The sequence below is a fragment of the Streptomyces nidicola genome, from assembly GCF_050106155.1.
Lineage (GTDB): Bacteria > Actinomycetota > Actinomycetes > Streptomycetales > Streptomycetaceae > Streptomyces.
This window is the reverse complement of record NZ_JBNBPI010000001.1, coordinates 2,539,335-2,565,444: the sequence shown is the minus strand read 5'-3', so window position 1 is coordinate 2,565,444 and position 26,110 is coordinate 2,539,335. Positions and strand designations below refer to the sequence as shown.

General features: G+C 72.3%; 22 protein-coding genes. 10 read left to right on the top strand and 12 right to left on the bottom strand.

Going from position 1 to position 26,110, the window contains the following annotated elements; genetic code table 11:
• Nucleotides 1–74: 74 nt before the first annotated feature.
• Nucleotides 75–920, bottom strand: coding sequence for an NmrA family NAD(P)-binding protein (locus ACOKM3_RS11710; protein ID WP_426899636.1), 846 nt, complete (start codon nt 918–920; stop codon nt 75–77).
• Between the two features lie 80 nt (nt 921–1,000).
• On the opposite strand from ACOKM3_RS11710, the gene ACOKM3_RS11705 reads away from it, so the two are divergent.
• Together ACOKM3_RS11705 and ACOKM3_RS11700 are read left to right on the top strand one after the other, a co-directional pair.
• Nucleotides 1,001–1,933, top strand: coding sequence for an AraC family transcriptional regulator (locus tag ACOKM3_RS11705; protein WP_426899634.1), 933 nt, complete (start codon nt 1,001–1,003; stop codon nt 1,931–1,933).
• Complete coding sequence (locus ACOKM3_RS11700) at nt 1,930–2,631, top strand: helix-turn-helix domain-containing protein (protein WP_426899631.1); 702 nt, start codon at nt 1,930–1,932, stop codon at nt 2,629–2,631. The genes ACOKM3_RS11705 and ACOKM3_RS11700 overlap by 4 nt, the downstream gene beginning before the upstream one ends.
• On the opposite strand, the gene ACOKM3_RS11695 is transcribed toward ACOKM3_RS11700, so the two are convergent.
• Entirely contained in the window at nt 2,624–3,001 is a 378-nt protein-coding gene (locus ACOKM3_RS11695) for a VOC family protein (protein WP_426899629.1), read from the bottom strand. The genes ACOKM3_RS11700 and ACOKM3_RS11695 overlap by 8 nt on opposite strands.
• Nucleotides 3,002–3,100: 99 nt before the next feature.
• Here ACOKM3_RS11695 and ACOKM3_RS11690 point away from each other — a divergent pair, with 99 nt between their 5' ends.
• Together ACOKM3_RS11690 and ACOKM3_RS11685 are read left to right on the top strand one after the other, a co-directional pair.
• The gene (locus tag ACOKM3_RS11690; protein ID WP_426899627.1) at nt 3,101–3,754 is read left to right on the top strand and encodes a DUF4389 domain-containing protein; all 654 of its coding nucleotides are present in this window, start codon (nt 3,101–3,103) and stop codon (nt 3,752–3,754) included.
• Nucleotides 3,755–3,763: 9 nt separating this feature from the next.
• Nucleotides 3,764–4,423 carry a ThuA domain-containing protein gene (locus ACOKM3_RS11685; RefSeq protein ID WP_426899625.1) on the top strand — a complete coding sequence of 220 codons (660 nt, stop codon included), beginning with the start codon at nt 3,764–3,766 and terminating at the stop codon, nt 4,421–4,423.
• Between the two features lie 28 nt (nt 4,424–4,451).
• On the opposite strand, the gene mmuM is transcribed toward ACOKM3_RS11685, so the two are convergent.
• The 3 genes from mmuM to ACOKM3_RS11670 all read right to left on the bottom strand — a co-directional run bounded on the left by mmuM (nt 4,452) and on the right by ACOKM3_RS11670 (nt 7,741).
• Nucleotides 4,452–5,357, bottom strand: coding sequence for a homocysteine S-methyltransferase (gene mmuM, locus ACOKM3_RS11680; RefSeq protein WP_426899623.1), 906 nt, complete (start codon nt 5,355–5,357; stop codon nt 4,452–4,454).
• Nucleotides 5,354–6,616 (bottom strand): serine hydrolase domain-containing protein, encoded by a 1,263-nt coding sequence (locus ACOKM3_RS11675; RefSeq protein WP_426899621.1) that lies wholly within the window; start codon nt 6,614–6,616, stop codon nt 5,354–5,356. The genes mmuM and ACOKM3_RS11675 overlap by 4 nt, the downstream gene beginning before the upstream one ends.
• Nucleotides 6,617–6,772: 156 nt before the next feature.
• A complete protein-coding gene (locus ACOKM3_RS11670) occupies nt 6,773–7,741 on the bottom strand; it encodes an NADP-dependent oxidoreductase (RefSeq protein WP_426899619.1) in 969 nt (322 codons plus the stop codon).
• 70 nt (nt 7,742–7,811) lie between these two features.
• Between ACOKM3_RS11670 and ACOKM3_RS11665 the strand changes: the two genes are divergently transcribed.
• Nucleotides 7,812–8,813 (top strand): GlxA family transcriptional regulator, encoded by a 1,002-nt coding sequence (locus tag ACOKM3_RS11665; protein WP_426899617.1) that lies wholly within the window; start codon nt 7,812–7,814, stop codon nt 8,811–8,813.
• Nucleotides 8,814–8,911: 98 nt separating this feature from the next.
• Here the strand turns inward: ACOKM3_RS11665 and ACOKM3_RS11660 are convergent, their stop codons facing one another.
• The 4 genes from ACOKM3_RS11660 to ACOKM3_RS11645 all read right to left on the bottom strand — a co-directional run bounded on the left by ACOKM3_RS11660 (nt 8,912) and on the right by ACOKM3_RS11645 (nt 16,836).
• Nucleotides 8,912–10,957 carry an NAD(+) synthase gene (locus ACOKM3_RS11660; RefSeq protein WP_426899615.1) on the bottom strand — a complete coding sequence of 682 codons (2,046 nt, stop codon included), beginning with the start codon at nt 10,955–10,957 and terminating at the stop codon, nt 8,912–8,914.
• 366 nt (nt 10,958–11,323) lie between these two features.
• The gene (locus ACOKM3_RS11655; RefSeq protein ID WP_426899613.1) at nt 11,324–14,176 is read right to left on the bottom strand and encodes a glycoside hydrolase family 2 TIM barrel-domain containing protein; all 2,853 of its coding nucleotides are present in this window, start codon (nt 14,174–14,176) and stop codon (nt 11,324–11,326) included.
• 51 nt (nt 14,177–14,227) lie between these two features.
• Entirely contained in the window at nt 14,228–15,469 is a 1,242-nt protein-coding gene (locus ACOKM3_RS11650) for an ROK family protein (protein WP_426899611.1), read from the bottom strand.
• Nucleotides 15,470–15,585: 116 nt separating this feature from the next.
• The gene (locus tag ACOKM3_RS11645; RefSeq protein ID WP_426899609.1) at nt 15,586–16,836 is read right to left on the bottom strand and encodes an FAD-binding protein; all 1,251 of its coding nucleotides are present in this window, start codon (nt 16,834–16,836) and stop codon (nt 15,586–15,588) included.
• 208 nt (nt 16,837–17,044) lie between these two features.
• Here ACOKM3_RS11645 and ACOKM3_RS11640 point away from each other — a divergent pair, with 208 nt between their 5' ends.
• Together ACOKM3_RS11640 and ACOKM3_RS11635 are read left to right on the top strand one after the other, a co-directional pair.
• On the top strand, nt 17,045–17,725 hold the full coding sequence (locus ACOKM3_RS11640; protein WP_426899607.1) for a pyridoxamine 5'-phosphate oxidase family protein: 681 nt from the start codon (nt 17,045–17,047) through the stop codon (nt 17,723–17,725).
• Nucleotides 17,726–17,802: 77 nt separating this feature from the next.
• Nucleotides 17,803–19,125 carry a radical SAM protein gene (locus ACOKM3_RS11635; RefSeq protein ID WP_426899605.1) on the top strand — a complete coding sequence of 441 codons (1,323 nt, stop codon included), beginning with the start codon at nt 17,803–17,805 and terminating at the stop codon, nt 19,123–19,125.
• 19 nt (nt 19,126–19,144) lie between these two features.
• On the opposite strand, the gene ACOKM3_RS11630 is transcribed toward ACOKM3_RS11635, so the two are convergent.
• Nucleotides 19,145–20,158: an asparaginase gene (locus ACOKM3_RS11630; protein ID WP_426899603.1), complete on the bottom strand. Its 1,014-nt coding sequence runs from the start codon at nt 20,156–20,158 to the stop codon at nt 19,145–19,147.
• A 155-nt stretch (nt 20,159–20,313) separates the two neighbouring features.
• On the opposite strand from ACOKM3_RS11630, the gene ACOKM3_RS11625 reads away from it, so the two are divergent.
• Nucleotides 20,314–20,763, top strand: coding sequence for an Lrp/AsnC family transcriptional regulator (locus ACOKM3_RS11625; protein ID WP_426899601.1), 450 nt, complete (start codon nt 20,314–20,316; stop codon nt 20,761–20,763).
• A gap of 37 nt (nt 20,764–20,800) precedes the next feature.
• Here the strand turns inward: ACOKM3_RS11625 and ACOKM3_RS11620 are convergent, their stop codons facing one another.
• Together ACOKM3_RS11620 and ACOKM3_RS11615 are read right to left on the bottom strand one after the other, a co-directional pair.
• Nucleotides 20,801–21,970, bottom strand: a complete 1,170-nt coding sequence (locus ACOKM3_RS11620) for an alanine--tRNA ligase-related protein (RefSeq protein ID WP_426899599.1) — start codon at nt 21,968–21,970, stop codon at nt 20,801–20,803.
• Nucleotides 21,971–22,224: 254 nt separating this feature from the next.
• The gene (locus tag ACOKM3_RS11615) at nt 22,225–22,746 is read right to left on the bottom strand and encodes a DUF6069 family protein (protein WP_426899597.1); all 522 of its coding nucleotides are present in this window, start codon (nt 22,744–22,746) and stop codon (nt 22,225–22,227) included.
• A gap of 210 nt (nt 22,747–22,956) precedes the next feature.
• On the opposite strand from ACOKM3_RS11615, the gene ACOKM3_RS11610 reads away from it, so the two are divergent.
• Together ACOKM3_RS11610 and ACOKM3_RS11605 are read left to right on the top strand one after the other, a co-directional pair.
• Nucleotides 22,957–24,300 carry a hypothetical protein gene (locus ACOKM3_RS11610; protein WP_426899595.1) on the top strand — a complete coding sequence of 448 codons (1,344 nt, stop codon included), beginning with the start codon at nt 22,957–22,959 and terminating at the stop codon, nt 24,298–24,300.
• 72 nt (nt 24,301–24,372) lie between these two features.
• Nucleotides 24,373–25,386 (top strand): TIGR00341 family protein, encoded by a 1,014-nt coding sequence (locus tag ACOKM3_RS11605; protein ID WP_426899593.1) that lies wholly within the window; start codon nt 24,373–24,375, stop codon nt 25,384–25,386.
• The last annotated feature ends 724 nt before the right edge of the window (nt 25,387–26,110 follow it).

The following is a 26,110-nucleotide window of genomic DNA, read 5'->3' as shown; positions in this document are numbered from 1 at the left end:
TTCCTTGCGTCGGCCCGTTACTTCCAGGCGCCGACCGCCGAGCGTGGGAGGGGCCGCCGGGCGGAACCGGCCCGCTACTTCCAGGCGCCGGCCGCCGCCTCCCGCTCCGCGAACTCCCCGAACGTGCGCGGCCCGCGCCCGAGCACCCGCTCCACGTCACCGCTGACCGCGGCGTTCCGCCCGTCGAGCAGCGCCCCGAACAGCTCCACCAGGAACGCCACTTCCTCCTCCGGCACCCCGAACCCGGCCAGCGCCGCCCCGTACTCCCGCACCGGAACCGGGACATAGCGCTTCTCGGTCCCGGTGGCCGCCGCGACGGCCGCGAGCGCCTCGCCCCAGGTGAGCAGCGCGGGCCCGGTGAGATCCAGGACCTCACCGGCGTACCGCCCCGAGGGTTCGCGCAGCACGGCGACCGCGACCTCCGCGATGTCCGTCGCGTCGATGAACGGCTCGCGCAGCGCCTCCGGCGCCGCGAACGCCAGTTCCCCGCCGCGCACCTGGTCCGCGAGCGGACCCTCGCTGAAGTTCTGCTGGAACCAGGCGCACCGCAGCACGGTCCACTGCGCCCCGGACTCCCGCAGCGCTTCCTCGGCGGGCAGCGCCTGGTCCTCGCCGCGCGCCGACAGCAGCACGAGCCGCGTCACCCCCAGCTCCACGGCCCGCCGCGCCAGCACGCCCACCAGGCCGGCGGCGTCCGGCGCCCCGATGTCCGTGGGGAAGGCCAGATACGCCCCGTCGGCGCCGCGCAGCGCCTCGTCCCAGGTCCCGGGCTCCTCCCAGTCGAACCGCACCGCGCCCGACCGGGAGGCCGCCCGCACGCTCAGCCCGGCGGCGCGCGCCGCGTCGGCGACCCTGCGCCCCGTACGACCGGTCGCCCCGGTCACCAGCACCGTCCGTGTGTTCCGCTCCGTCTGTGTCATGCCTCCACTCAACTGCCGCACGCCACCCACCGACATCGCCGAGCCGCTCACCGCCATACGCGTCCGTCTACGCTGAGCTAATGGACGTACTCGCAGGGCTCCTGGAAGGGCCGAGGGCGCGCGGGGCCTTCATGATGCGGGCCTGCTTCGAGCCGCCGTGGGCCGTGCGGATCGCCGACGAGGCACCGCTCTCCGTGATGATCATGGTGGAGGGCGAGGCGTGGATCCTGCCGGAGAGCGGCGAGGACAAGCCCCGGCACATCCGCCCCGGTGACATCGCCATCGCCCGCGGCCCTGACCCGTACGTCTGCTGCGACGACCCGGCCACCGCACCGCGCGCCGAGATCGGGCCCGGACAGGAGTGCCGCCCGCTGGGCCCCGCACACGTCGGCCGCTACAAGGAGTTCGGCGTACGGGAGTGGGGCGAGGGCCCGGACGCCCCGGCCAAGATGCTCATCGGCACGTACCAGCTGCGCGGCGAGCTGACCGCGCGGCTGCTCGACGCGCTGCCCGCGCTGCTCGTGCTGCCCACCGAGGTGTGGCGGTGCCCGCTCACCCCGCTGGTCGCCGAGGAGATCGTGAAGGACGAGCCCGGCCAGGACGTCGTCCTCGACCGCCTCCTCGACCTCCTGCTGATCGCCTCGCTGCGCGCCTGGTTCTCCCGCCCGGAGGCCGACGCGCCCGCCTGGTACCGGGCGATGGGCGACCCGGTCGTGGGCCGCGCGCTGCGCCTCATCCAGGACGACCCGGCCCACCCCTGGACGGTCGTCGAACTCGCCGAGCGGTCCGGCGTCTCGCGGGCCGCGCTCGCCCGCCGCTTCACGGAGCTGGTGGGCGAGCCCCCGATGGCGTACCTGACCGGCTGGCGCCTCGCGCTCGCCGCGGACCTGCTGCGCGAGGGCGGGGCTACGGTCGCGGCGATCGCCCGGCGCGTCGGGTACGGCAGCGCGTTCGCCCTGTCCACCGCGTTCAAGCGGGAGTACGGGGTGAGCCCGCAGGAGTACCGGACATGAGCGGCGGCTACGCGGAGCGGGCCGCGCGGGTGCCGGGCGCGGTGGTGTGGACCCGGACCGTCGCGGACGACGAGGGCGCCGCGGCCCCGGTGCTGCCCGACGGCTGCATGGACCTGATCTGGAGCGAGGGCCGGCTCTTCGTCGCGGGACCCGACACCCGCGCCCACTCCACGGACCCCGGCGAGGGCCGCCGCTACGCGGGCATCCGCTTCGCACCGGGCACGGCGCCCGGCTACCTCGGCGTACCGGCACACGAACTGCGGGACACCCGCGCCGAGTTGGCGGACCTGTGGCAGGGGGGCGAGGCCCGGCGGCTGACCGAGCGGCTTGACGCGGCCGCCGACCCCGCGGCCGAACTGGAGGACCTCGCGGCCCGCCTCGCCCACGTCGCGGGCCCGCCCGACCCGCTGCTCACCCACGTGGCGCGGGCGCTCGACGCGGGCCGCACCGTCACGGCCGTCGCCGACGAGACGGGCCTGGGCGCCCGCACCCTGCACCGCCGCTCGCTCGCCGCGTTCGGCTACGGCCCCAAGACCCTGGCCCGCGTCCTGCGCCTGCAACGGGCCCTGGCGCTCGCCCGCGCCGGCGTCCCGTTCGCCGAGGCGGCGGCCCGCGCGGGCTATACGGACCAGGCCCATCTGGCGCGCGACGTAAGGGAGTTGACAGGGACGACGCTCGGCAAGCTGTTGCTCAGGTGAGAGGCGCGAACAGGTCCACCTGGTTGCCGTCCGGGTCGAGGACGACGGCGTACCGCTGCCCCCACGGCGCGTCCCACGGCTTGGCCTCGCCCCGGTGGCCCGCCCCGGTCAGCCCCTCGTACGTGGCATCGACCCCAGCGGCGTCCCCGCAGTGGAACGCGAGCCCGACGCGGCCCCGGCCGCGCTCCGCGGCGCCGGGGTCCGGGTCGAACATCAGCCGGATGCCGCCCGGCAACTCGGCCTCCACGTGCGGGAGTTGCTCGGCGCCCTCGGGGAACGTGAGGCCGAGGCGGCGGTAGAAGGCCAGCGAGGCGGCCAGATCGGTGGTGGCGACGCCGATGGCGTCCATACGGATACGGATCTCGTTCATGCGGCCCACCGTAGGCAGCGGGCCCCGGCCGGTCTTGTACGAAACGGACACCTTCCGTCCCTCCTTGCGCGCGGGCCGAAACCGCCGTACACGAGGCATATGGCAGAAAACGAGTTCCTCGTCACCACCGCGGTCCCCGCGAGCCCGGTCACCCTGGAAGCCGATTACGATCCGGCCGTGTCCCGATGGCTGTGGCTGGTGAAGTGGCTGCTCGCCCTGCCGCACTACCTCGTCCTCGTCCTCCTCTTCATCGGCTCCGCCCTCACCACGCTCGTCGCCCTGTTCGCGATCCTGTTCACGACCCGCTACCCGCGTCTCCTCTTCGACTTCAACGTCGGTGTGATGCGCTGGACCTGGCGCGTCGGCTACTACACGTACGGAACCCTCGGCACCGACCGCTACCCGCCGTTCACGCTCGGGCCCGTCCCCGACTATCCGGCCCGCCTCGACGTCGTCTACCCCGAGCACCTGTCGCGCGGCCTGGTCCTGGTCAAGTGGTGGCTGCTCGTGCTGCCCCAACTGCTGATGGTGTCGCTGCTCGTCGGCGGCTCCAGCACGGCGGGCGGCGTCGCGGGACTGCTCACGCTCTTCGCCGCCGTCGCCCTGCTCTTCACCGGCGTCTACCCGCGCGGCATGTACGACTTCAACATCGGCCTGCACCGCTGGGCGGCGCGGGTGGCGGCGTACGCGGGACTGATGACGGACACCTATCCGCCGTTCCGCCTCGACCAGGGGGAGCGCGAGCCCCACTAACATCCGGGCATGCCCGCCGCCACGCTCCTCGTGTACACCCGCACCACCGACTACCGCCACGACTCCATCCCGGGCGCCGTCGAGACCCTGCGCGCACTCGGCTTCGCCGTGCGGCACACCGAGGATCCGGCCTCCTTCGAGGCGGGGCTCGACGCCGGGCCCGACGCCGTCGTCCTCCTCTCCACCAGCGGTGACGTACTCACACCCGCCGGACGCGAGCGGCTCGCGGCGTACGTGGACGGGGGCGGCGGCTTCGTCGGGGTGCACGCGGCGGCGTGCACGGAGTACGGGTGGCCGTACTACGGGCGACTGCTCGGCGCCCGCTTCGACCGACACCCGGCGTACCAGCCGGGCCGCGCCCGGATCGCCGACCACGCCCACCCGGCCACCCAACACCTGCCGCCCCACTGGGAGTTCACCGACGAGTGGTACGACTTCCGCTCCGACCCGCGCGAGGATCCGACCGTACGGGTCCTCGCGTACGCCGACGAATCCTCGTACGAGGGGGCGGCCATGGGCGGCGACCACCCGCTGGTGTGGTGCCGGGACCCGGAGACCTCGGGCCGCATGTTCTACACGGCCCTCGGCCACGCCACCGAGGCGTACGACGACCCGGCCTTCCGGGCGCACCTGGCGGGTGCGATCGGCTGGGCGGCACGCCGGGCTTAGCGCTCCCGTGGCCCAGCGCTCCCGTGGCTCAGCGGCCCAGCGCCGCCGCGATCCCCGCCACGGCTCCCGGCCCGACCCGGCAGCAGCCCCCGATCAACCGGGCCCCGGCGTCCCGCCACGCGGTCACCTGTTCCGGGGCGGACGTGGCGCTGCCCGTCCAGGCGCGCGCCTCCGCGTCCCACTCCTCGCCGCTGTTGGGGTAGACGACGACCGGCTTGCCGGTGACGCGGGACGCGAGGCGCACGGCGGGCTCGACGTCGCGCGGGGCGCAGCAGTTGACGCCGACCGCGACGACCTCCTCCGAGTCCGCGGCGACCGCGAACGCCTCCTCCAGCGGCTGCCCGGCGCGCGTACGGGCCCCCTCCACGCTGTACGACAGCCAGGCCGGCACACTGAGCCCGCGCACGGCCCGCACCAGGGCCCGCGCCTCGTCCGCGTCGGGCACGGTCTCCAGGGCGAACACGTCGGGCGCGGCCCCCGCGAGCACCTCGAGGCGGGGCCGGTGGAAGGCGTACAGCTCCTCCTCGCTCAGCCCGTACCGCCCCCGGTACTCCGACCCGTCGGCGAGCATCGCCCCGTACGGCCCCGCGGACGCGGCCACCCACAGGGGCCGGTCGGTATCGGTGGCGGTGGCCGCCGCACGCGCCAACTCGACGCTGGACACCATGAGTTCGGCGGCCTTGGCCCGCCCGATGCCGCGCCGCGCGAACCCCTCGAAGGTCGCCTGATAGCTGGCCGTGATGGCGACATTCGCGCCCGCCTCGTAGTACGCGCGGTGCGCCGCGACGATCGCCTCCGGCTCCTCGGCGAGCAGCCGGGCCGACCACAGCTCGTCGCTCAGATCGTGCCCGGCGGCCTCCAACTGATTGGACAGTCCCCCGTCGAGAACGAGCACGCCTGCGGCGAGGGCGCGGGTGAAGGAGTTGCTGGTCATGACGTCGACGCTAACCGACGGACCGGTCCGGACCCTACGCCGGCAGATCGACCGCGTCGATCGCCGTCCCCGGCACCCAGATACGAGCTCGTGCCAACCTCAAGCCGGACGCTCTCCCCGGCGGCCCGCGCCACCGCCGCGACGAGCCGCTGATTCTCCGGTGCCGCGCCGCCCGGGAAGGCGAAACGGCGGCGGGCGTAGCCGTAGGCCAGGCCGGTGCGCGGGTCCGCGAACGCCTCGGAGCCCGCGGCCCCTGAGTGGCCGAAGGCGGTGGCGCCCAGGGCCGGGTAGCGCACTCCCTCCGTCTCGAAGCCGAGCGTGAAGTGGTCCGGCTCGCCGGTCACCGCGTCGGTGCCCGCCCAGCGGCGCTCCGTGAACTCCGCGACCGTCTCCGGCTCCAGCAGTGCAGGCGCCCCGTCGACGCCGCTGAGCGCCGCCGCGTACAGCCGGGCGAGGCCCCGTGCGTTGCCCACCCCGCCACCAGAGGCGGGCCCGAGAGCGCGTACCGCACGGGAGTTGGCGTAGTCGACGATGTCGAAGGAGGGGTCGGCGGCCCGGTTGAACGCGATGGGGAGGAGACCCTCGGCCGGGGGCCGGTTCGCGTCCAGGAGCGCCTGCTGCTCGGGCGTCGGAGCCATCGGCCGCGTCGGCTGGAGCCGCGCCTCCTCGGCCTCCGGGAGCCCCAGCCACAGGTCGAGGCCGTGCGGCGCCCGGATCCGCTCCTCGTAGACTTCCTGGAGCGTGCGACCCGTCGCCCTGCGCACCACCTCACCCGTCAGGGCCCCGATGGTCAGCGCGTGATAGCCGTACGCCGTCCCCGGCTTCCAGAACGGCCGCTGCCCGGCGAGACGGGCGGCGACGACACGGTCGTCCGCCAGTTCCTCCAAGGTGAATCCGCCGTCGACACCGATCAGGCCCGAACGGTGCGCGATCAGCTCGCGCAGCGTCAGCCGCTCCTTGCCTCCACCCGTGAACTCGGGCCAGTACGACGCCACTTGGCGGTCCAGATCGAGCACGCCCTCCTGCACGAGCAGGGCCACCACCAGGTGTGCGGCGCCCTTGCTGTTGGAGTAGACGGGCAGCAGCGTCGACCCGTCCATGTCCTCGCCGGCCCACAGATCGACGACGGGCCGCCCCTGGACGTACGCCGCCAGCTGCGCGCCCGGCTCGGCCGTCTCCTCGGCGACCGCCGCCGCGAACTCCTCGCGGACCGCCTCGAAGCCGTCCGCGACGCTGCCGTACACCTCGATGCCGCTCATCCTGCTCTCCCCCTGCGCCAGTTGACCGCCCGTACGCGTACGAGGTGATCGAACCGGGGGCCCGCCACGGGTATTCCCGCACGGGCGCCCCTCGCATTGGAGCGTGTGCTTCAGAACGTCCTGGCTCCCGCGGTACGGCGGGGGAGAGGGCCGAGGCTACGGCCGTACCGTGAGTACGAGCTTGCCCGTCACCCGTCCCGTGTCGCCCTCCGCGTGTGCCTTGGCGGCCTCGGGCAGCGGGTGCGTGTCCGACACGTGCACCTTGAGCCGGCCCGACTCGACGAGTTCGGTGACGGCCCGCATGCCCGCCTGATCGTGCTCGACGAGCATGTCCGTCGCCCGCACCCCCAGCTCGGCGGCGCGCGCCGCGACGTCCTCGAACCGGCCCGGCAGCAGCGAGACGAGAATGCCGCCCGGCTTCAGCACGTCCAGGGAGCGCAGCCGCTCCTCGCCGCCCAGGGTGTCGAGGACGACGTCGATGTCACGGACCTCGGCCGCGACGTCCGTGGTGCGGTAGTCGATGACCTCGTCGGCGCCAAGGCCCCGTACGAACTCGTGCTTGGCGGCCGACGCCGTCCCGATGACGTACGCGCCGCGTGCCTTGGCGATCTGCACCGCCACATGTCCGACACCGCCGGCCGCCGCCTGCACCAACACCCGCTGTCCGGGCGCCACTTGGGCGATGTCGACGAGGGCCTGCCAGGCGGTGAGCCCGACGAGCGGCAGCGCGCCCGCCTCGACATGGCTCAGCCCCGCGGGCTTCGGCACGAAGGCGCGGGCGGGCCCGGCCACGTACTCGGCGTGCGAGCCGGCCCCGTACGGGTACGGCAGCATGCCGAGCACCTCGTCGCCCGGCTCGAACAGGGCGACGCCGAGACCGACGGCCTCGACGACCCCGGACACGTCCCAGCCGAGCACGAACGGCGGCTCGCCCAGGAAGAGCCCGGAGCTGCGGTGCTTGTAGTCCGTCGGATTGAGGCCCGCCGCGTGCACGGCGACCACGATCTGTCCGATCCCGGGCTTCGGTCGCGGAACCTCGACCTCCTGGAGCACCTCGGGCGCCCCGAGGGTGTCCTGGCTGATGGCCTTCATGGTGGTGGTCACGGTGGTGTTCTTGTCGCTCATGAATCCAGCGTGCGCCACGGAAGCAGAACGGGACAATGGCAAGATGGTCATCCAGCGATAGAATCGTGCCATGACTGGATTGGGTGCCGATTCTCCCCTCGCCCGGCACGAGGGCCCGCCCCACCGCGTGGTCGTGCTCGCGCTCGACGGGGTCTACCCCTTCGAGCTCGGTATCCCGAAGCGGGTCTTCGGCTCGGCGGGTGACGCCTACGAGGTCGTGACCTGCGCCGCGACATCGACCCGCACCGTACGCACGGACGCCGACTTCACGATCACCGTCGCGCACGGCCCGGAGGCGCTGGAGACCGCGGACACCGTGATCGTCCCGCCGTACGACATGTCCCGCATCGCCGAGCCGCTCCCCGCCGCCGAACGGGCCGCGCTCGCCCGCATCAGGCCCGGCGCCCGCACCGTCTCCATCTGCACGGGAGCGTTCGCGCTCGCCGCCGCCGGGATGCTCGACGGCCGGCGCGCCACCACGCACTGGTCACTGGCGGACCGCTTCCGCCGGATGTTCCCGCACGTCGCCCTGGACCCGGACGTGCTGTTCGTCGAGGACGGCGACGTACTGACGTCCGCGGGCGCGGCCTCAGGACTCGACGTCTGCCTGCACCTGGTGCGCTCCGACCACGGCAGCGCCCTCGCCAACTTCGTGGCCAAGTGCTGCGTCGTCCCGCCGTGGCGCGAGGGCGGCCAGGCCCAGTACATCGAGCAGCCCGTCCCCGACGAGGGCGAGACCGGCACCGCGCCGGCCCGCGCCTGGGCCCTGGAGCGGCTCGACCGGCCGCTCGCCCTGCGGGAGCTGGCCGAGCACGCCCGGATGAGCCCGCGCACGTTCGCCCGCCGCTTCCAGGAGGAGACGGGCACGAGCCCCGGCCGCTGGCTGATCCTCCAGCGCGTGCACCGGGCCCGCCACCTGCTGGAATCCACGGACCTCCCGGTGGACCGCATCGCGGCGGAGGTCGGCTTCGCCACGGGTACGTCCCTGCGCCAGCACCTGCACGCCACCATCGGGGTCACCCCACAGGCGTACCGCCGCACGTTCCGGGCGGGCCCGGTGGGGGCGAGCTGAGGGGGGGCGAGCTGAGAGAGGGTTGAAGGGGGGGAGAGAGGGGACTGTGACGTCTGACGACCGTATTTGCGTCGTCAGACGTCACAGTCCCCCAAGGATCACGCCCCCTCCGGCCACTCCCACCGCTCCAGGTCCCTCAGCCACACCCGCGCGTTGCTGTCCGACGGAGCGCGCCAGTCGCCGCGCGGCGAGAGCGAGCCGCCGGCCGAGACCTTCGGGCCGTTCGGCATCGCGGACCGCTTGAACTGCGCGAACTGGAAGAAGCGGCGGCAGAAGTACTCCAGCCAGTGCTTGATCTCCGCGAGGTCGTACGCGCCGCGCTTGTCCTCCGGGAAGCCGGGCGGCCACTCGCCCGCCTCCACGTCCCGCCAGGCGTGCCACGCCAGGAACGCGATCTTGGAGGGGCGGAAGCCGTACCGCAGCACGTAGTAGAGCGTGAAGTCGTGCAGCGCGTACGGGCCGATCTTCGACTCGGTGGACTGCAGTTCCTCGCCGGGGACCAGCTCGGGGCTGATCTCCGTGTCGAGGATCGCGGTGAGGATCTTCCCGGCCTCGTCGCCGAACTCGCCGCTGCTGACGACCCAGCGGATCAGGTGCTGGATGAGCGTCTTGGGCACGCCGCCGTTGACGTTGTAGTGGCTCATCTGGTCGCCGACGCCGTACGTGCACCAGCCGAGCGCCAGCTCGGACAGGTCGCCGGTGCCGAGCACGATGCCGCCGCGCTGGTTGGCGAGGCGGAACAGGTAGTCGGTGCGCAGGCCCGCCTGGACGTTCTCGAAGGTGACGTCGTACGCCGGCTCGCCCTGCGAGAACGGGTGGTCCATCTCCTTGAGCATCAGGCGGGCCGTGTCGGTGATGTCCAGTTCGGCGGCCGTGACGCCGAGGGACTTCATCAGCGCATGCGCGTTGGACTTGGTGTGCTCGCCCGTCGCGAAGCCCGGCATCGTGAAGGCCAGGATGTCGGTGCGCGGGCGGCCCGCCCGGTCCATCGCGCGGGCCGCGACGATCAGGGCGTGCGTGGAGTCGAGGCCGCCGGAGACGCCGATGACGATCTTGGGGCCGCCGATCGCGCCCATGCGCTGGACCAGGCCGGACACCTGGATGTTGTACGCCTCGTAGCAGTCCTGGGCGAGGCGCTCGGCGTCGGCGGGCACGAACGGGTAGCGCTCGACGCGGCGCTTGAGGCCCAGGTCGGTGCTCGTGGGCGGGGCGAGGTGGAAGTCCACCCGGCGGAAGTCGCCGGTGCGCGCGGTGTGCGTGCGACGGTTGTCGTCGAACGTGCCCATGCGCTGGCGCTCCTGGCGCAGCAGGTCGAGGTCGACGTCGGCGACCGCGTGCTGGTCACCGAGCGGGAAGCGGTCCGTCTCGGCGAGCAGGACCCCGTTCTCGTAGATCATGGTCTGGCCGTCCCACGAGAGGTCCGTGGTGGACTCTCCCGCTCCGGCCGCCGCGTACACGTAGGCGGCGAGGCAGCGGGCCGACGCCGAGCGGCACAGCAGCTTGCGGTCCTCGGCGCGGCCGACCGTGATGGGGCTGCCGGAGAGGTTGAGCAGGACGGTCGCGCCGGCGAGGGCGGCCTCCGCGCTGGGCGGCACCGGGACCCACATGTCCTCGCAGATCTCCGCGTGCAGGACCAGGCCGGGGACGTCCTCGGCCGCGAAGAGGAGGTCCGTACCGAAGGGGACCTCGGTGCCCCCGATCCGGATCGTGCCGCCGCGCTCGTCGTCGCCCGCCGCGATCTGGCGCTTCTCGTAGAACTCCCGGTAGGTGGGGAGATACGACTTGGGGGCCACGCCGAGGATCCGGCCGCGGTGCACGACGACCGCGCAGTTGTAGATGCGGTTGCGGTGGCGCAGCGGAGCGCCGACCACGAGGACCGGCAGGAGGTCCGCGGAGCCCGTGACGATGTCGGCGAGCGCCTCCTCCACCTCGTCCAGGACCGGGTCCTGGAGCACCAGGTCCTCGATGGAGTAGCCGCACAGGCCCATCTCGGGGAAGAGGGCGACGGCGACTCCGTCCTCCGCGCAGCGGCGGCCCTGCCGCAGGACGGCCTCCGCGTTGGTGCGCGGGTCGGCGATGGCGGCGTGGCCGGTGCACGCGGCGACCCGCGCGAAACCGTGACTGTAGATCGACCGGAAGTTCACCCGTCCATGATGTCAACCGGGCCGGGGCGGTGCGCGGCGGGGCCCGGACGGCGGGGGCCGGGGCAGCCAGAAGGGGGAACCGCTGCCGCTCCCCGAGGCCTTCGAGATCTGCCCGAAGGGCGCCGCGACGGCGGGCCGCACCTTCGACCCCGACGCCCGGTTCGCCTACCGGGGCGACGAGGGACTCGGCTCTACTCCTTCGCGGTGAAGCTCTGAGCAGAGCGCGGGAGCGAGGCGGCAACCTTCCGGCCCCCGGCGGCGACTCCCGTGCACGACGACCGCTCCGCCCCTGCCCCCTAGGGCGGTCGTCAGGTCGGCCGGGGCCGCGACGGGACCGCCGCCCCGGCCGACACGGGCGCGCGGGCGCTACGTCAACGTGCTGAAGACGAAGCCGAATTCAGCCGGCCCCGGCGTGAGCCGGTACTGCGGGAGCACGCCGGGTCCGCACGACTGCGTGCCGATGCCCTGCTGCGCGTGGTCGAGGTGCACCCACAGCGTGTCGCCGGGCGTCAGGTCCGTGCGGTGCGTGGCCGCGTCGAGCTGCTGCGTCGTCCAGCGGCGGGCCGTGAGCGCGTAGGCGGGCTCGCCCTCGATCCGCAGGCCGCCGAGTTCCGCCCAGCGGACGTCGATCCGCGCCCCGTTCTCCTGCGGTCGCACGTACGGGGTGTGCAGGGCGTCGACGTCCGCCTCCCAGCGGCCGAGCCGCGCCGCCTCGCGCGTGTCCGGGTACGCCTCGCCGGGCCCGCCGCCGAACCAGCGCACACCCAAGTCCCCTACGGGGAGCCCGAGTCGGACGCCGAGCCGGGGCAGCGGGAGTCGCCAGTCGCCCTCCGGGGTGACGGACACGGTCAGCCGCAGCCGCCGCTCGTCGGCCGTCCAGCGGTAGCTCGCGCGCAGCCCGATGTCACGGCTGGCAGGACCGACCCGCGTGTGCACCGTCAGCGCCGCGCCATCCAACTGGACGCCGTCCACGCGGTGTTGCATCCGGTGCAGGCCGAACTGTCGCCACAGCAGGCCGAGCCGCTCGTCGTTCTGCCAGCTCGCGCCGTCGTCGTTGTCCGTGGGGGCGCGCCACACGTCGAGGCGGGGAGCGGCGGCGAGCGCCACGTCGCCGATGGCGCGCAGGTCTCCGGTGCGTGCGTCGAAGGTGGCCGGGCCGAGCGTGAGTACGTCCCCGGTGGTATTCGGTCGTTCACCAACTGACTTGTTGAGTGCGGGTGTTGGTGCCTCCGGAGTGCTCTGGCCCCACGCCACTTCCTCGCCGTCGGTGTCCGTGGCCCGGACCGTCCAGTACCCGGAGCCGTCACCCGTCGCGGGTGCCGAAAGCTTCAGGTCCGTGGACTCGCCGGGGGTGAGCGGGGGCACGGTGAGCGTGCCGCGTTCCACGGGCTCGCCCTCCACCTCGTACGTCCAGTCGAAGGAGAGGTGGGACAGGTCGCGGAAGTCGTAGCGGTTGGTGATGTGCACCGCTCCGGTGTCCCCGTCGACGGCGATCCGTACGGGCTCGATCACCTTCTTGAACTCGATGAGCCCCGGCGACGGCGTCCGGTCAGGGAACAGCAGCCCGTCGCAGACGAAGTTTCCGTCGTGCAGCTCCTCGCCGAAGTCACCGCCGTACGCGTACCCGTGGCGCTCGTCGGCGACCCCGTGGTCGATCCACTCCCAGACGAACGCGCCCTGAAGACGGTCGTACTTCTCGAACAGCCGCTGGTAGTCGGCGAGTCCGCCGGGTCCGTTGCCCATGGCGTGCGCGTACTCGCACTGGATGAAGGGCAGGCCGCGCCGCCGCTCGGGGCCGCCGTCGAGTCCCTGGCCGATCCGCTCGACCTCGGCGTGGTCGGCGTACATGCGCGAATAGACGTCGGTGTCACGGCAGTTGATGTCGCCCTCGTAGTGCACGAGGCGCTCGGGGTCGCGGGCGCGGATCCACTCGGCCATGGCGGTGAGCCCGCGCCCGGTGCCCGCCTCGTTGCCGAGGGACCACAGAACGATGGACGGGTGGTTCTTGTCGCGCTCGACCATGCGGGCCGCCCGGTCGAGCAGTGCGGGGGTCCAGCGCTCGTCGTCGACCGGGTTGTCGCGCCAGCCCTGTTCGCAGAAGCCGTGGGTCTCCAGGTCGCACTCGTCGATGACCCACAGCCCGTACTCGTCGCAGAGGGAGAGGAAGGCGGGGTGCGGCGGGTAGTGGGAGGTGCGGACCGCGTTGATGTTGTGGGACTTCATCAACTCGACGTCGCGGCGCATGGTTTCGAGGTCGAGGGCGCGGCCGTGCTCCGGGTGCCACTCGTGCCGGTTGACGCCCTTGAAGAGGATCGGCGTGCCATTGACCTTGATCAGGCCGTCCGACAGTTCCACGGTACGGAAGCCGATCCGCAGCGGCACCCGCTCACCGGCCGTCGCCAGCTCGCCGTCGTACAGGCGCGGCGTCTCGGCCGTCCACGGCTCGACGGAGACGGTCACCGATTCCCCTGTGGCGACGTCAACTCCCAGTTCGGGCACGGTGATCCGCCCCTCCACGTCACTGTCGACGCGGAGCGTGCCGAGCCCGGTGGTGTGGTCGTACGAGGCGTGCGTGAAGAAGTCCCGGACGCCGCCGGCGGGGCGGTGCAGAAGTGTCACGTCGCGGAAGATGCCGGGCAGCCACCACTGGTCCTGGTCCTCCAGGTAGGAGCCCGCGGACCACTGGTGCACGCGGACCGCGAGCACGTTGCCGGTGGGGGCGAGGAGGTGGCCGACCTCGAACTCGTGCGGCAGCCGGCTCCCCTTGAACTCGCCGAGCTCCGTGCCGTTCAGCCACACCTTCGCGCAGGACTCCACGCCGTCGAAGCGGACCACGGCCGAGCCGTCACCGGGCCAGTCGCCGGGCAGATCGAAGACGTGCAGGTGATCCCCGGTCGGGTTCTCGTCGGGGACGCGCGGCGGGTCGACGGGGAAGGGGTAGAGGACGTTCGTATAGGCCGGGGCCCCGAACGCCCCGTCCCCCTGCATCACCCAGTGCCCGGGCACGGAGACGTCGCTCCAACCGCCGGCGTCGTACCCCGGGGAGGCGAAGGAGTCGTCGTGGGCGTCTGCTCGCGCTGCCAACCGGAAGCGCCAAGTTCCGTTGAGAGGCAGGGAGTTGGCTGACGATTCGGCGTACCAGGTGCGAGGCGGGAGAGCGCCGTGGCCGGGGGAGGGGTCGGTTACGTAGGCGATTGAGGTGGACGCGGACGTGGGCATGGAGCTCCTTACGTCGAGATCAAATTCGGCAATCAGGCCGGACGGGGCACATCAAGCCCCGCCGGCGATTGAGGCGCGGGGTCCGGGGCGGAGCCCCGAGGCGTCACCCCCGGTGCCGCTCAACACCCCTTCCAGCGCGAACGTCGCCGCACCAAGACTCACCGGATCCGTAGGAACAGGCGAAAGAACGATCTCCGTCGCGGCGAACGGCCCCGCCAGCGAATGCCGTTCCACCACCCGGCGAACCTCGCTCACCAGGGGACCGCCCAACGCACTGGCGACCCAGCTACTGAGCACCACGACCTCCGGATTGAGCAGATTGACGAGATCGGCGACCGCCGCACCCAGATACCGCGCGGTCTCCCGCACCACATCGAGCGCCTGCACCGACCCCTCCGCGGCGGCCCGCCCGATCGCCTCGATCGTGGCGGTCTGGTCGGCGGAGTGCAGCAGCGGCGAACCCGGGTGCAGCTCCCGCAGGTTGCGCATGATCCCCGGTGCCCCCGCATACGCCTCCACACACCCCCGGTCCCCGCAGTGGCACGGCCGCCCGTCCAGCACGAGCGTGGTGTGCCCCCACTCGCCGGCGCTGTTGGTGACACCCCGGTGCAGCGCCCCGCCGAGCGCGAGCCCCGCACCGACACCCGTGCCGAGGTTGACGACGACCGCGTCGTCCCGCCCGCGCGCCGCCCCGAACCACAACTCGGCGACAGTGGACGCACGCAGCGGATTGTCCAAGTACAGGGGTACGTCGAGGTGTTGGGCGAGGAGGTCACGCAGCGGCACCGCCTCGTGCCACCCCCAGTTCGGGGCGTAGGCGCTGATGCCGCCCTGCCGGTCGACGAGCCCCGGCATGCAGACGCCCGCGCCGAGCACGGGTCCGCCGGTGTCGGCGTCGAGCACCGCCTGGACCGCGTCCGCGATCACGGCGACCACGTGCCCGGGCTCGTGGGCGCCTGGCCGCAGTTGGCGGTCGGCGCGGGTGACGACCCGCAGGTTCAGGTCGAAGAGCTCGGCGTGCACATATGTCTCCGCGACGTCCACGCCGACGAGCGAACCGCGGCCCGCGTCGACGGAGACGAGGCCGCGCGGCCGCCCGCCCGCCGAGTCCACGAAGCCGCCCGTGACCAGGATCCCCAGGTCGAGCAGCTCCCCGACGAGCGTGGCGACCGTCGCCGAGCTGAGGCCGGTCTCTGCGGCCAGCTCCTGCCGGGAGACGGCGGGCCGGTCGAGGCAGCGGCGCAGCACCTCGTACCGGTTCGCCGTCCGTATGTCGCGGGACGTGCGCTTCATACCGTCAGGCTAGGAGCGCCCGACGGACTTCGACAAGGGGTTGGAGAAAGGGCTTTCAGAAGTCGCCCTGCACACCCCTCCCCGCACACCATCCCTGCACCCCTCGCACATCCTCCTTACGCGCCGCGCGGAAGCAGCGCCCGCACGAACGCGTTGCTGAACTTCCCCTCCGGGTCCAGCCGTTCGGCGAGCGCCACGAAGTCCGCCGCATGCGGGTACCGGGCGGCGACGCGCGCCGGATCGGCCGTGAACACCTTCCCCCAGTGCGGCCGCGGCCCGAACTCCCGCAACTGGTCCTCCACCAGCGACACGACCGGAAGGACCCGCTCCGTGTCCGCCACCCACGTGAAGTGGAACGCGACCGTGTCCCGGCCGTACGCGGGGCTCAGCCACTGCGTGTCAGCGGCGACCGTGCGCACCTCGCAGACCTGGACCACGGGGGCGATCCGGTCGCGCACCGCGTCGAGGGCGGCGAGCGCGGCGGCGGCGTGCTCGCGCGGCAGCAGATACTCCGACTGCAACTCGTCGCCGTTGCTGGGCGTGAACTCGGCCCGGAAGTGCGGCAGTCGCTCGTGCCAGGGCCCCGGCACCCCGAACTGCTCGGTGCAGTGCACGGCGGACATCCCCGGCACCGGGTGCTGCGCATCGACGGCGGCCTCGGCCCACCGGAAGTCCAGCGCGTCCGGCAGCCGCCGCTTCACCCACACCTGGTCGAAGCGCGGACCGCGCCAGTCGGTGAACAGGCTCACGCTGTACGCGGCGGCCGACACGGCGTCGAAGTCCATCCCCTGGAAGGGGAGTTCACGGAACACGTGCTGCGCGACATCGAAGGACGGCTCCACGTCCAGCGTCAACGACAGCACCACACCAAGAGCGCCCAGGGAGACGACCGCCCCCTCGAAACCGGCGTCACCGCGCGCGAGCGTGACCAGCTCCCCGTCCCCGGTCAGGATCTCCACGGCCCGTACGGCCTCGGCCAGCGACCGGTTTCCGTTGCCCGAGCCGTGCGTGCCGGTGGCCACCGAACCGGCGACGGAGATGTGCGGCAGCGAGGCCATATTGGGCAGCGCGAGCCCGTGCGCGTGCAGCGCGGCGGCCAGTTCGGCGTAGCGCACACCGCCGCCGACCCGGACGGTGCGCTCCGCGGCGTCGACGTCGATCCGGCTCGGCAGCGCGCCGAGCGACACGAGCGCGCCGTCGCGCTCCGCGTCCACGTCGGCGATCCGATTGAACGAGTGGCCGCTGCCGAGCACCCGTATGTGCCCGCTCTTGGCGACGACCGCGCGCAACTCGTCGACGGTGGCCGGGTGGTGAAGCCGCTCGGCGGCGAAGGTGATGTTGCGGGCCCAGTTGGTGATTGCAGGCACGGGATGCCTTTCTCGAGTGCGGACTGCCGAGAATTGGACCACGGCAATGCAAGCCCCCTTGAGGGCGAGAGCTTGCGGAGCCCCGCGTCCGCAACCAATCAAGCCCCGCCGGCGATTGAGGCGCGGGGTCCGGGGCGGAGCCCCGCGTCCGCAACCCGACGGGTACCGATGAACGCCCGGCACCCCCACGGGAGTAGCGTGCTGGCGCATGACGTACACCGACGACTCCCGCACCCTGCCGCAGACCGAGCGGACCACGCACCGACGCATGCGGGAGCAGGGCAGTACCGATCGCGCCGACCTGGAGGCGATCCTCGACGCGGGCTTCGTCTGCCACCTCGGGGTCATGGTCGACGGCGCCCCCGTCGTCGTACCGACCGTCTACGGGCGTGACGAGCGGTGGCTGTACGTGCACGGGTCCGTGGCCAGCCGCAGCCTCGCGGCCGACCCGGGCGCGGCGGTGTGCGTGACGGTGACCCACGTCGACGGCCTCGTCCTCGCCCGCTCCGTCTTCGAGCACGGGGTGAACTACCGCAGCGCCATGGTGCACGGCGTGCCGCGCACGATCACCGACGAGGCCGAGAAGCTGGAGGGCCTGCGGCGCCTCACCGAGCACGCGACCCCCGGCCAGTGGACGTACGCGCGGCAGCCGAACCGCAAGGAGCTCGCCGCCACCACGCTCCTCGCCCTCTCCCTCGAGGAGGCCTCCGTGAAGATCCGGTCCGGCGCGCCCGACGACGGCGAATCCGCCGACGCGGAGCTCGGCCTCTGGGCCGGGACCCTGCCGCTGAACGCCCGCTGGGGCGCGCCCACGGCCGATCCGCTGCTGCCCGTCGGCATCACCGCGCCCGCCCATGTGGTGGCCCGAGCGGGGACCCGTCAAGGCTGACCGGCGACCGGGGCGTACCGTGAGGAGTCGAGAAACCGTAGAAAACGCTGCACAGCAGAGGGTCGAGGAGTAACGGGATGCAGAGCCGAACGGCGCTGGTAGAGGACCTGATGGAGCGCTTCCCGCACGTTCCGAAGGAAGCGGTCTTCAAGGAGGACCTGCTGCGCGGCGGTGTCGCCTTCGACGCGTCGGCGCTGAGTGACAACGAGGACGGCGAGGTCAAGCCGAAGTCGTACTTCATCTTCTCCTTCGACCACGGCACGCTCCCCGAGCTGGGCGAGGCCGCGCTGCGCCGCCCGCCCGAGGAGATCGTCCTCACCGGCGGCCCCTACGACCTGCGCCGCACGGTCGTCTCGGTCCGCGTGAACCCGAACTCGCCGTACCGCGTCGCGTCGAACGAGGACGGCATGCTCGGCCTCTACCTCGACGGCAAGCGGATCTCCGACGTGGGTGTGCCGCCGATGCCGGAGTACTACCGGCACAAGCTCTCCAACGGGAAGTCGGTCATGGAGGTGGCGCCCACGATCCAGTGGGGCTACCTGATCTACCTGACCGCGTTCCGGGTCTGCCAGTACTTCGGCGCCAAGGAGGAGTGCCAGTACTGCGACATCAACCACAACTGGCGCCAGCACAAGGCGGCCGGCCGTCCGTACACGGGCGTGAAGGATGTCGACGAGGTCCTCGAGGCCCTGGAGATCATCAACAAGTACGACACCGGGAAGACGTCGACCGCGTACACCCTGACCGGCGGCGCGATCACGTCGAAGGTCCAGGGCCTGGACGAGGCGGACTTCTACGGCCGGTACGCCAAGGCCATCGAGGAGTACTTCCCGGACCGCTGGATCGGCAAGGTCGTCGCCCAGGCGCTGCCCAAGGACGATGTGCAGCGCTTCAAGGACTACGGCGTGCAGATCTACCACCCCAACTTCGAGGTGTGGGACGAGTACCTGTTCAAGATGTACTGCCCCGGCAAGGAGCGCTACGTCGGCCGCGACGAGTGGCACAAGCGGATCCTCGACTCGCGCGAGGTCTTCGGCGCGCGCAACGTGATCCCGAACTTCGTGGCGGGCGTCGAGATGGCCGAGCCGTTCGGCTTCAAGACGGTCGACGAGGCCATCGCCTCCACCACCGAGGGCCTGAACTTCTTCATGTCGAACGGCATCACGCCGCGCTTCACCACGTGGTGCCCCGAGCCGACGACGCCGCTCGGCAAGGAGAACCCGAACGGCGCGCCGCTGGAGTACCACATCCGGCTGCTCGACGCGTACCGCAACGCCATGGACGAGCACGGGCTCTCCTCGCCCCCCGGGTACGGTCCGGCGGGCGCGGGCCGGGCCGTGTTCTCGGTCAGCTCGTTCATGGACAGCCTCGCGCCGAACGAAGAGGCCGTGGAGTTCTGAGCCCCGCTTTCTGATCCCGTTACGCGGCCGCCTGCTGTTGGGCGGCCGCGTCCGTGCTCGGGGCGTCGATCAGCCGGCGCAGCAGGTCCGGCCGGGCCGCGGGCGTGACGTCCGCGAGGAGCGCGGCCAGGACGGCGATCCGGGTCTGGCCCGCGCGCAGCGTGCCGCTGAGCACGGCGCCCGCGGCGACCAGGTCGACGGCTCCGCCGCCCGTGTAGATCTCGGCGAGCGGGCCCGCGGATACGCGCGTAGATACGGCGACGAGGACTCCGCGGCGTACGGCTGAGGACACCGCGTCGACCAGTTCCGGCGTCGCGTTTCCCGCGCCCGTGGCGACGAGGACGATGCCGCGCGCGCCCGCGGCGACGGCCGCATCGAAGAGCGTGGCGTCGGCGTCGCTGTGGTGCATGACGATGTCTACGCGCGGTATCTCCGCGCCCTCCGGCTGCGGCAGCGGGGCCGGGCGGCTCGGCTTGTGGCGCAGGTCGACGCGGCCGAAGCCGAGCCGGCCGAGCGGGCCCGCGGACGGGTCGGCGAAGGCGTCGGCCGCGAGGGTCTGCGTCTTCACGGTGCCGCGGGCGGCGTGCACCTTCCCGTCGAAGGCGATGAGTACGCCCAGGTCACGCACGTTCGCGGCGAGCTGGAGCGCGTCGTACATGTTCCCCGGGCCGTCGCCCTCGGCCTGGCCGAGCGGCTTCTGGGCGCCGGTGAAGACGACCGGGCGCGGGTCGTCGTGGTGCAGGTCGAGCAGGAACGCCGACTCCTCAAGGGTGTCCGTGCCGTGCGTGACCACGATGCCGTCGACGGACGGGTCGGCGAGCACCTCGCGCACCGTGCGCAGCAGCGTCAGCTGGAGCTCCGTCGTCATCCGCGAGCTGTTCACGTTGAACAGGTCGACGACGTCCACCTCGACCCCCTCCGGCAGCGCGGCCGACGCCAGCACCGTGTCCCCGCCGGCGTCGGCGGCGTAGCCGGTGCCCTGCCAGCGGCTCGCGATGGTGCCGCCGGTGCTGATGAGGGTGATGCGTGCCATGTGACCTGCCTCGCGAAGAGTCGGCGCTCGCGCAGTGGGTGCTCGCGCGCGTGGGGAGCGTATGTTCGATCTACAGCAAGGATAAATCGTGATCGGCGCAATCGGATTGCGAATCCTGGCCGATGATCGCGGGAAGTGTGGTGCATGATTGCGCCATGGACCGGATCGACCTGCATATCTTGCGCGAGCTCCAGGAGGACGGCCGCCTGAGCAATCAGGACCTGGCCGCCCGCGTCGGCCTCAGCCCGTCCCCGTGCATGCGCCGCGTGCGGCAGCTGGAGAAGGACGGCGTCATCCAGGGCTACCGCGCGATCGTCGACCCGGAAGCCGTCGGGCGCGGCTTCGAGGTGCTCGTCTCCATCGAGGTGCGCCGCGACCGCGCCTCCGTCGAGGCCTTCGAGCACGCGCTCCAGGACATCCCCGACGTCATAGAGGCCTACCGGCTCTTCGGCAGCCCCGGCTGCCTGCTGCGCATCGCGGTCGCCGACCTCGCCGCGTACGAACGCCTGTGGATCGAGGAGCTCACCGCGCTCGACGGGGTCACCGAGGTGAACTCGCAGATCATCATGAAGCGCATCAAGGAGCCGAAGGGCCTGCCGGTCTAGAGGGGGCTGCCGGTCCAGCTGACAGCCCCGCTCGGCCCTACTGCTCCCGCAGATTCAGCACCAGCTCGCGCGGCAGGCCGTGGGTGTCGTGCAGATAGTGCAGGTCGTCCTCGTCCAGCGGGCCCGAGAACCGGGGTCGCGACAGCACCTTCCTGCCGCGCTCCAGGAGCCGGTCGAAGCGCAGCTCCTCGTCGAGCAGCACCTGGCGGACGTACGACGGGTCGACGTCCTGGCGGAAGTGGTCCAGGGTGTGCCGGATCAGCTCGACCGGCAGGTCCCCGAGCGTGGAGCTCGGATCCTCGCGGCGCAGCACGGTCAGCACCCTGCGGATCAGCCGGCGCAGCACGTACCCGCGCCCGGTGTTCGACGGCCGCACCCCGTCGCCCACGACCACGAACGACGAGCGCAGATGGTCGGAGACCAGCCGCAGCGACGGCTCGTCGAGCGACGGCCACAGGACCGGCAGCAGCCGCCGCCACGGATCGAAGACATCGCACTCGAAGACGGACGTCCTGCCCTGCAACAGCGTGGAAAGCCGCTCCACGCCGAGTCCGGTGTCGACGTTGCGCTGGGGGAGAGGCACCAACTCCCCGCTGTCCAGGCGCCGGTAACGCATCGTCACGTGGTTCCACACCTCCACCCAGCGCTCGTCCTTGGTCGGCGTCGACTCCGGAGGGGTGTCCCCGGTCCACAGGAAGATCTCCGAGTCGGGGCCGCACGGCCCGGTCGGCCCGTTGTCCCACCAGTTGTCCTCGACGGTCTCCTCGACCGGCACCCCGCGCCGCTCCCACACCTCCCGCGATTCGACATCGGGCCCTGTCTGCCCGTCGCCGCCGAACACGGTCACGTACAGCATCCGCGGATCGATGCCGAAGCCCTCGGTGAGCAGCTCGTACCCCCACTCCAGGCTCCGCGGCCCCTCGTAGTCGCCGAGCGACCACGTGCCGAGCATCTCGAAGACCGTCAGATGCGTGGGGTCGCCGACCTCCTCCAGGTCCGTGGTCCGCAGACACCGCTGTACGTTGACGAGCCGCCGGCCCAGCGGATGGGGGCGGCCCTCCAGGTACGGGGTGAGCGGGTGCATCCCGGAGGTGGTGAACAGGACCGGGTCGCCGGGCGGCGGCAGCAGCGTCGAGCCGGTGATCCGGCGGTGGCCGCGGTCCTCGTAGAACTCGGTGAACGTGCGGATGACGTCGTCGGTGCGCATGGGGTGACTCCTTCGCGTGATGCGTGATGCGGACGGGAGGCACCGGAAGCGGCCGGACGGAGCGCGCTGGGGCAAAGAAGAACCGGCGGCCGTTTCCGGTCGCCGGTGGATGAGGTGGGTACGTCAGGCGGCGGCAACCGGCGAGCTGGTCGCTCGCGCGGTCGCGGTGGTGAGGCTTCGGCCCATGACGTTCATGGGGCCGAGGATAACGCGGTCCGCCGATCCGGGCCCAGGCGTTTTTTGCGGGGCCCGGATCAGTAGCGCCGGACCGCGCCCCGCGCCACCGAGGACAGCAGGGAACCGATGGCGATACCGATGACGAGGTACACCCCGGCGGTGCCCAGCTTCGCCTGCCACGTCAGGCCCGTGGTGAACGGCAGGAGCACCATCACCGCGGTCGCGAGGCCGATGATCCAGGCGAAGAAGCGCTCGGGCCGCGGGGTCGCCACGATCAGCAGGTGGAGCAGGACGGTCGCGGCGAGCGCCGCCACCGCGGCGCCGCCCGCGAGCGCTCCCGTGGTCGCGTTGCCCATCAGGCCGTCGCCCTCCGGCGCGAACACCGGAACGTCCAGCACGCCCCGTACGAGGAGGAGCGCGACCACCGCCGTGAGGGCGGCGATCACGGCGGTCATCAGCCCGCCCGCCCACAGCTTTCCGGCGTCGAGGCGGGGCTGCGGCTGTGGCTCGGGTGCGTAGACGGGTTCGGCCTGGCCGTACGACTGGCCGTAGGACTGGCCATAGGACTGGTGCCCGTAGGGCGAGTTCTGTGGATCCACGATGAGGCTTTCCGGTCGAGTTCCGGGTGCGGCGGATGTCCGGTGCAGTATTACCCGCCGTATTCGCCCCCGCATTTCGGCCGAATCAACCGGGGTACCCCGGTGACCTCGCCGTTCACCCGCCTGGCGCCGTCCGCTCGCCCGTCGGCGGCGCAGCGGTTCCCCTGGCATTCACAAGCGTGCCGGGGGCGCGCCGACAAGGAGGCAACGGTGGCGGAGGATACGGCGCCCATGGGGCCTGCCGAGCAGGCCGAACTGGCGCGGCTGCGGGGCCGGGTGGCCGAGTTGGAGGCCGAGCGCGGGAGTGTGCGAGGCAGCGGTCGGCGTCACCGGGGGCGGTCGTTCCTCGCCGTCGTGCTCATCGTGATCGGCTGCGTCCTCGCGCCGCTCGGCATCGTCGCCTCGTGGGCGGCCGACCAGGTGGGCGACACCGACCGCTACGTCGACACCGTCGGCCCGCTGGCCTCGAATCCCGACATCCAGAAGGCCGTCGCGAACCGCGCCGCGAACGCGATCATGCAGCGGATCGATCTTCAGTCCCTGCTCTCCGAGGTACCCACCGACGACCGGCCGCTCGTGGACAAGTCCCTCGGCAAGCTGGGCGACTCCCTCGAAGGCGCGGTCCGCAGCTTCGTCCAGGACAAGGCGCAGGCGGTCGTCGCTTCCGACGCCTTCGAGAACATCTGGAAGCAGACCAACCGCAAGGCCCACAGCGCCCTCGACAAGGCGCTGACCGGCAGCGGCGGCGGCGCGGTCAAGCTGGAGGGCGGCGACACCGTCACCCTCGACCTCGGCCCGGTCGTCGAGCAGGTCAAGCAACGGCTCGTCGACTCCGGCCTCACCGTCGCGGGGAAGATCCCCGAGGTCCACACCGACTTCACGCTCGTCACCAACGACAACATCGGCAAGGTCAAGACGTACATGCGGCTGCTCCAGGTGATGGGCAACTGGCTGCCGGTCCTGGCCCTCGTCCTCGTCGCCGGTGGCGTGCTGCTCTCCGTACGTCGCCGCAGGGCGGTCGTCGCCACCGCGCTCGCGGTCGCGGTGAGTTGCGGTCTGCTCGGCATCGGGCTGCGCGTCTTCCGCGTGCTCTACCTCGACCGGCTGCCCGCAGCTGTGTCGCAGGACGCGGCGGCCGCGGTCTACGACACCATGACGCACTTCCTGTTCACCATGGTCCGGATGGTCGTCGCGCTCGGCGTCGTCGTCGCGCTCGCCGCGTGGCTCACCGGGCGCGGCGAACGGGCGCGCCTGGTGCGCGGGTTGTGGACCTCCGGCATCGACGGCGCGCGGCTCACCGCGGACCGGGCCGGGTTCCGTACGGGGCCGGTGGGCCCGTTCGTACGGGACCACCGGAAGTGGATCGTCTGGATCCTGATCGCGGGCGCGCTCCTCGTCTATCTGCTGTGGTCGTACCCGACCGGGTGGGTGGTCGTCGGGATCGCCCTGTGCCTGCTGTTCCTGCTGGCGGTTGTCGAGTTCCTGGCGGCGGAGGGGACCGGCGAAGGGCCGGATACGACGGTGGACACCCCGCCCACGCCGACCGCAGTCTGAGGCGGGGGACGAGGTCGGGGTCGGGTTCGGTTCGGGTTCGGTTCGGGGACGGGTTCGAGGACGGTGAGGGCGATGGGGAAGGTCGACGCGGACACGGTCCGGCGCATGACGGACACGCTGTTCATCGAGCGCGGGTGGAAGAGCCCCGGCTCGACCCGGTTCTGGGGCCTGCTCGTGCTGGCGTCGGTGATCGCGGCCGCGGGTGTGGTGGGCGACTCGACGGCCACGGTCATCGGCGCGATGATCGTCGCCCCGCTGATGACGCCGATCCTCGGCAGCGCGCTCGCCCTGGTCCTCGCGGACCGCTCCCAGGTCGTACGGTGCGTGCTGCTTGTGCTCGGCGGGGCGCTCGCGGTGGTGGCGATCGGGATGCTGCTGGGGTGGATCGCGGCGCCGCCCGACGACTTCGCGTCGAACTCGCAGGTGTCGTCGCGGATCAGCCCCCGCCTCATCGACCTGCTGGCCGCGCTCGCCACGGGCACGGTCGGCGCGTTCGCGCTGGTCCGCGCGGACATCTCCGACACGCTGCCGGGCGTCGCGATCGCCATCTCGCTGGTGCCGCCGCTGGCCGTGACGGGGCTGCTGATCACGGTGGGCCGGTTCCACGACGCGTTCGAGTCGGGGCTGCTGTTCGCCACGAACGTCGCCGCGATCGTGGCGACCGGGACCGTGGTGTTCCTCGTGTACGGGATCCGGGGCGCGGCCCTGGAGTCCGAGCGGTACGTGGGGGAATTTCACGGTCGTACGTTGGTGGCGGTGGTCGGGGTGCTGCTGCTGATCGCGGTGCCGCTCACCACGGGGACGGTGTCGGTGTGGCGGGACCGGAACCTCGCGGCGGACGCGCGGCCGGTCGCGGAGGAGTGGGCGGCCGGCCGGAACTGGGACATCTCCTCCGTGGAGGTGCGGCAGGGCGTGGTGGTGGTCGGCGTCCTCGGGCTCCCGCCCCAGCCGGCCCCCACGGCCCTGCGCGCCGCACTCGACCGCCACGGCATGTCCGACGCGGACCTGGAACTCCACCTCGTGGGCGGACGTACGCATTGGTGTGCGGCGGGTGGGGTGACGTGTGAGGTGAAGGGGGCGGGGTGAGGGGGCGGGGGTGTGGTTGAGGTTGTGGTGGTGGTGCGCGGGGCCGGGGGTTTGGGGCGGTGTCGTGGTTGGGGTTGTGGTGCTGGTGCGTGGCGCCGGGGTTTTCGGGGTCTGCCGGGGTGGCGCTGTGGTTTCGGTGCGGGGCATCGGTGCCTCTCCGGTTGAGCCGGTGCCCGGTCATCTCCCACCGCCCGCCCCCTCCGGGGGCTTTGGCCTCCGGGGGCTCGGTGGCTGCACCATGGGCGGCGTTGTGGTGGTGTGCGGGGCCGGGGCCGGGGCCGGGGTCGGGGTCTCGGGTCCTGCCGTGACCGGCGCTGTCGTATCGGTGCGGGGCACCGGTGGCCCTCCGGTTGTGCCGGTGCCCGGTCATCTCCCACCGCCCGCCCCCTCCGGGGCCTGGTTGCTGTGTTGGGGGTGGCGTCGCCGTGAGGGTGTGGGGTGTGTGGGGCGGTGCGTGTCCCGGGGGTTGGGGTGGTTGTGTGCTTGTGGCGTGGTGGGTTGGGGTTCGGTCGGGGTTGGCGTGCCACGTGATCGGTGCGCGGGACCGGTGTCCCTCCGGCTGTGCCGGTGCCCGGCCATGTCCCACCGCCCGCCCCCTCCGGGGGCTTTGGCCCGTCCGGGGCCCGGTTGCTGTGCCGGGGCGGGGCCTGGCGTGAGGGGTGCGCTGCACCGGGGCCTTGCCGTGGTCGGCCCTCTCGTCCGGGTTGCGCGGCCCCGTTCTGTT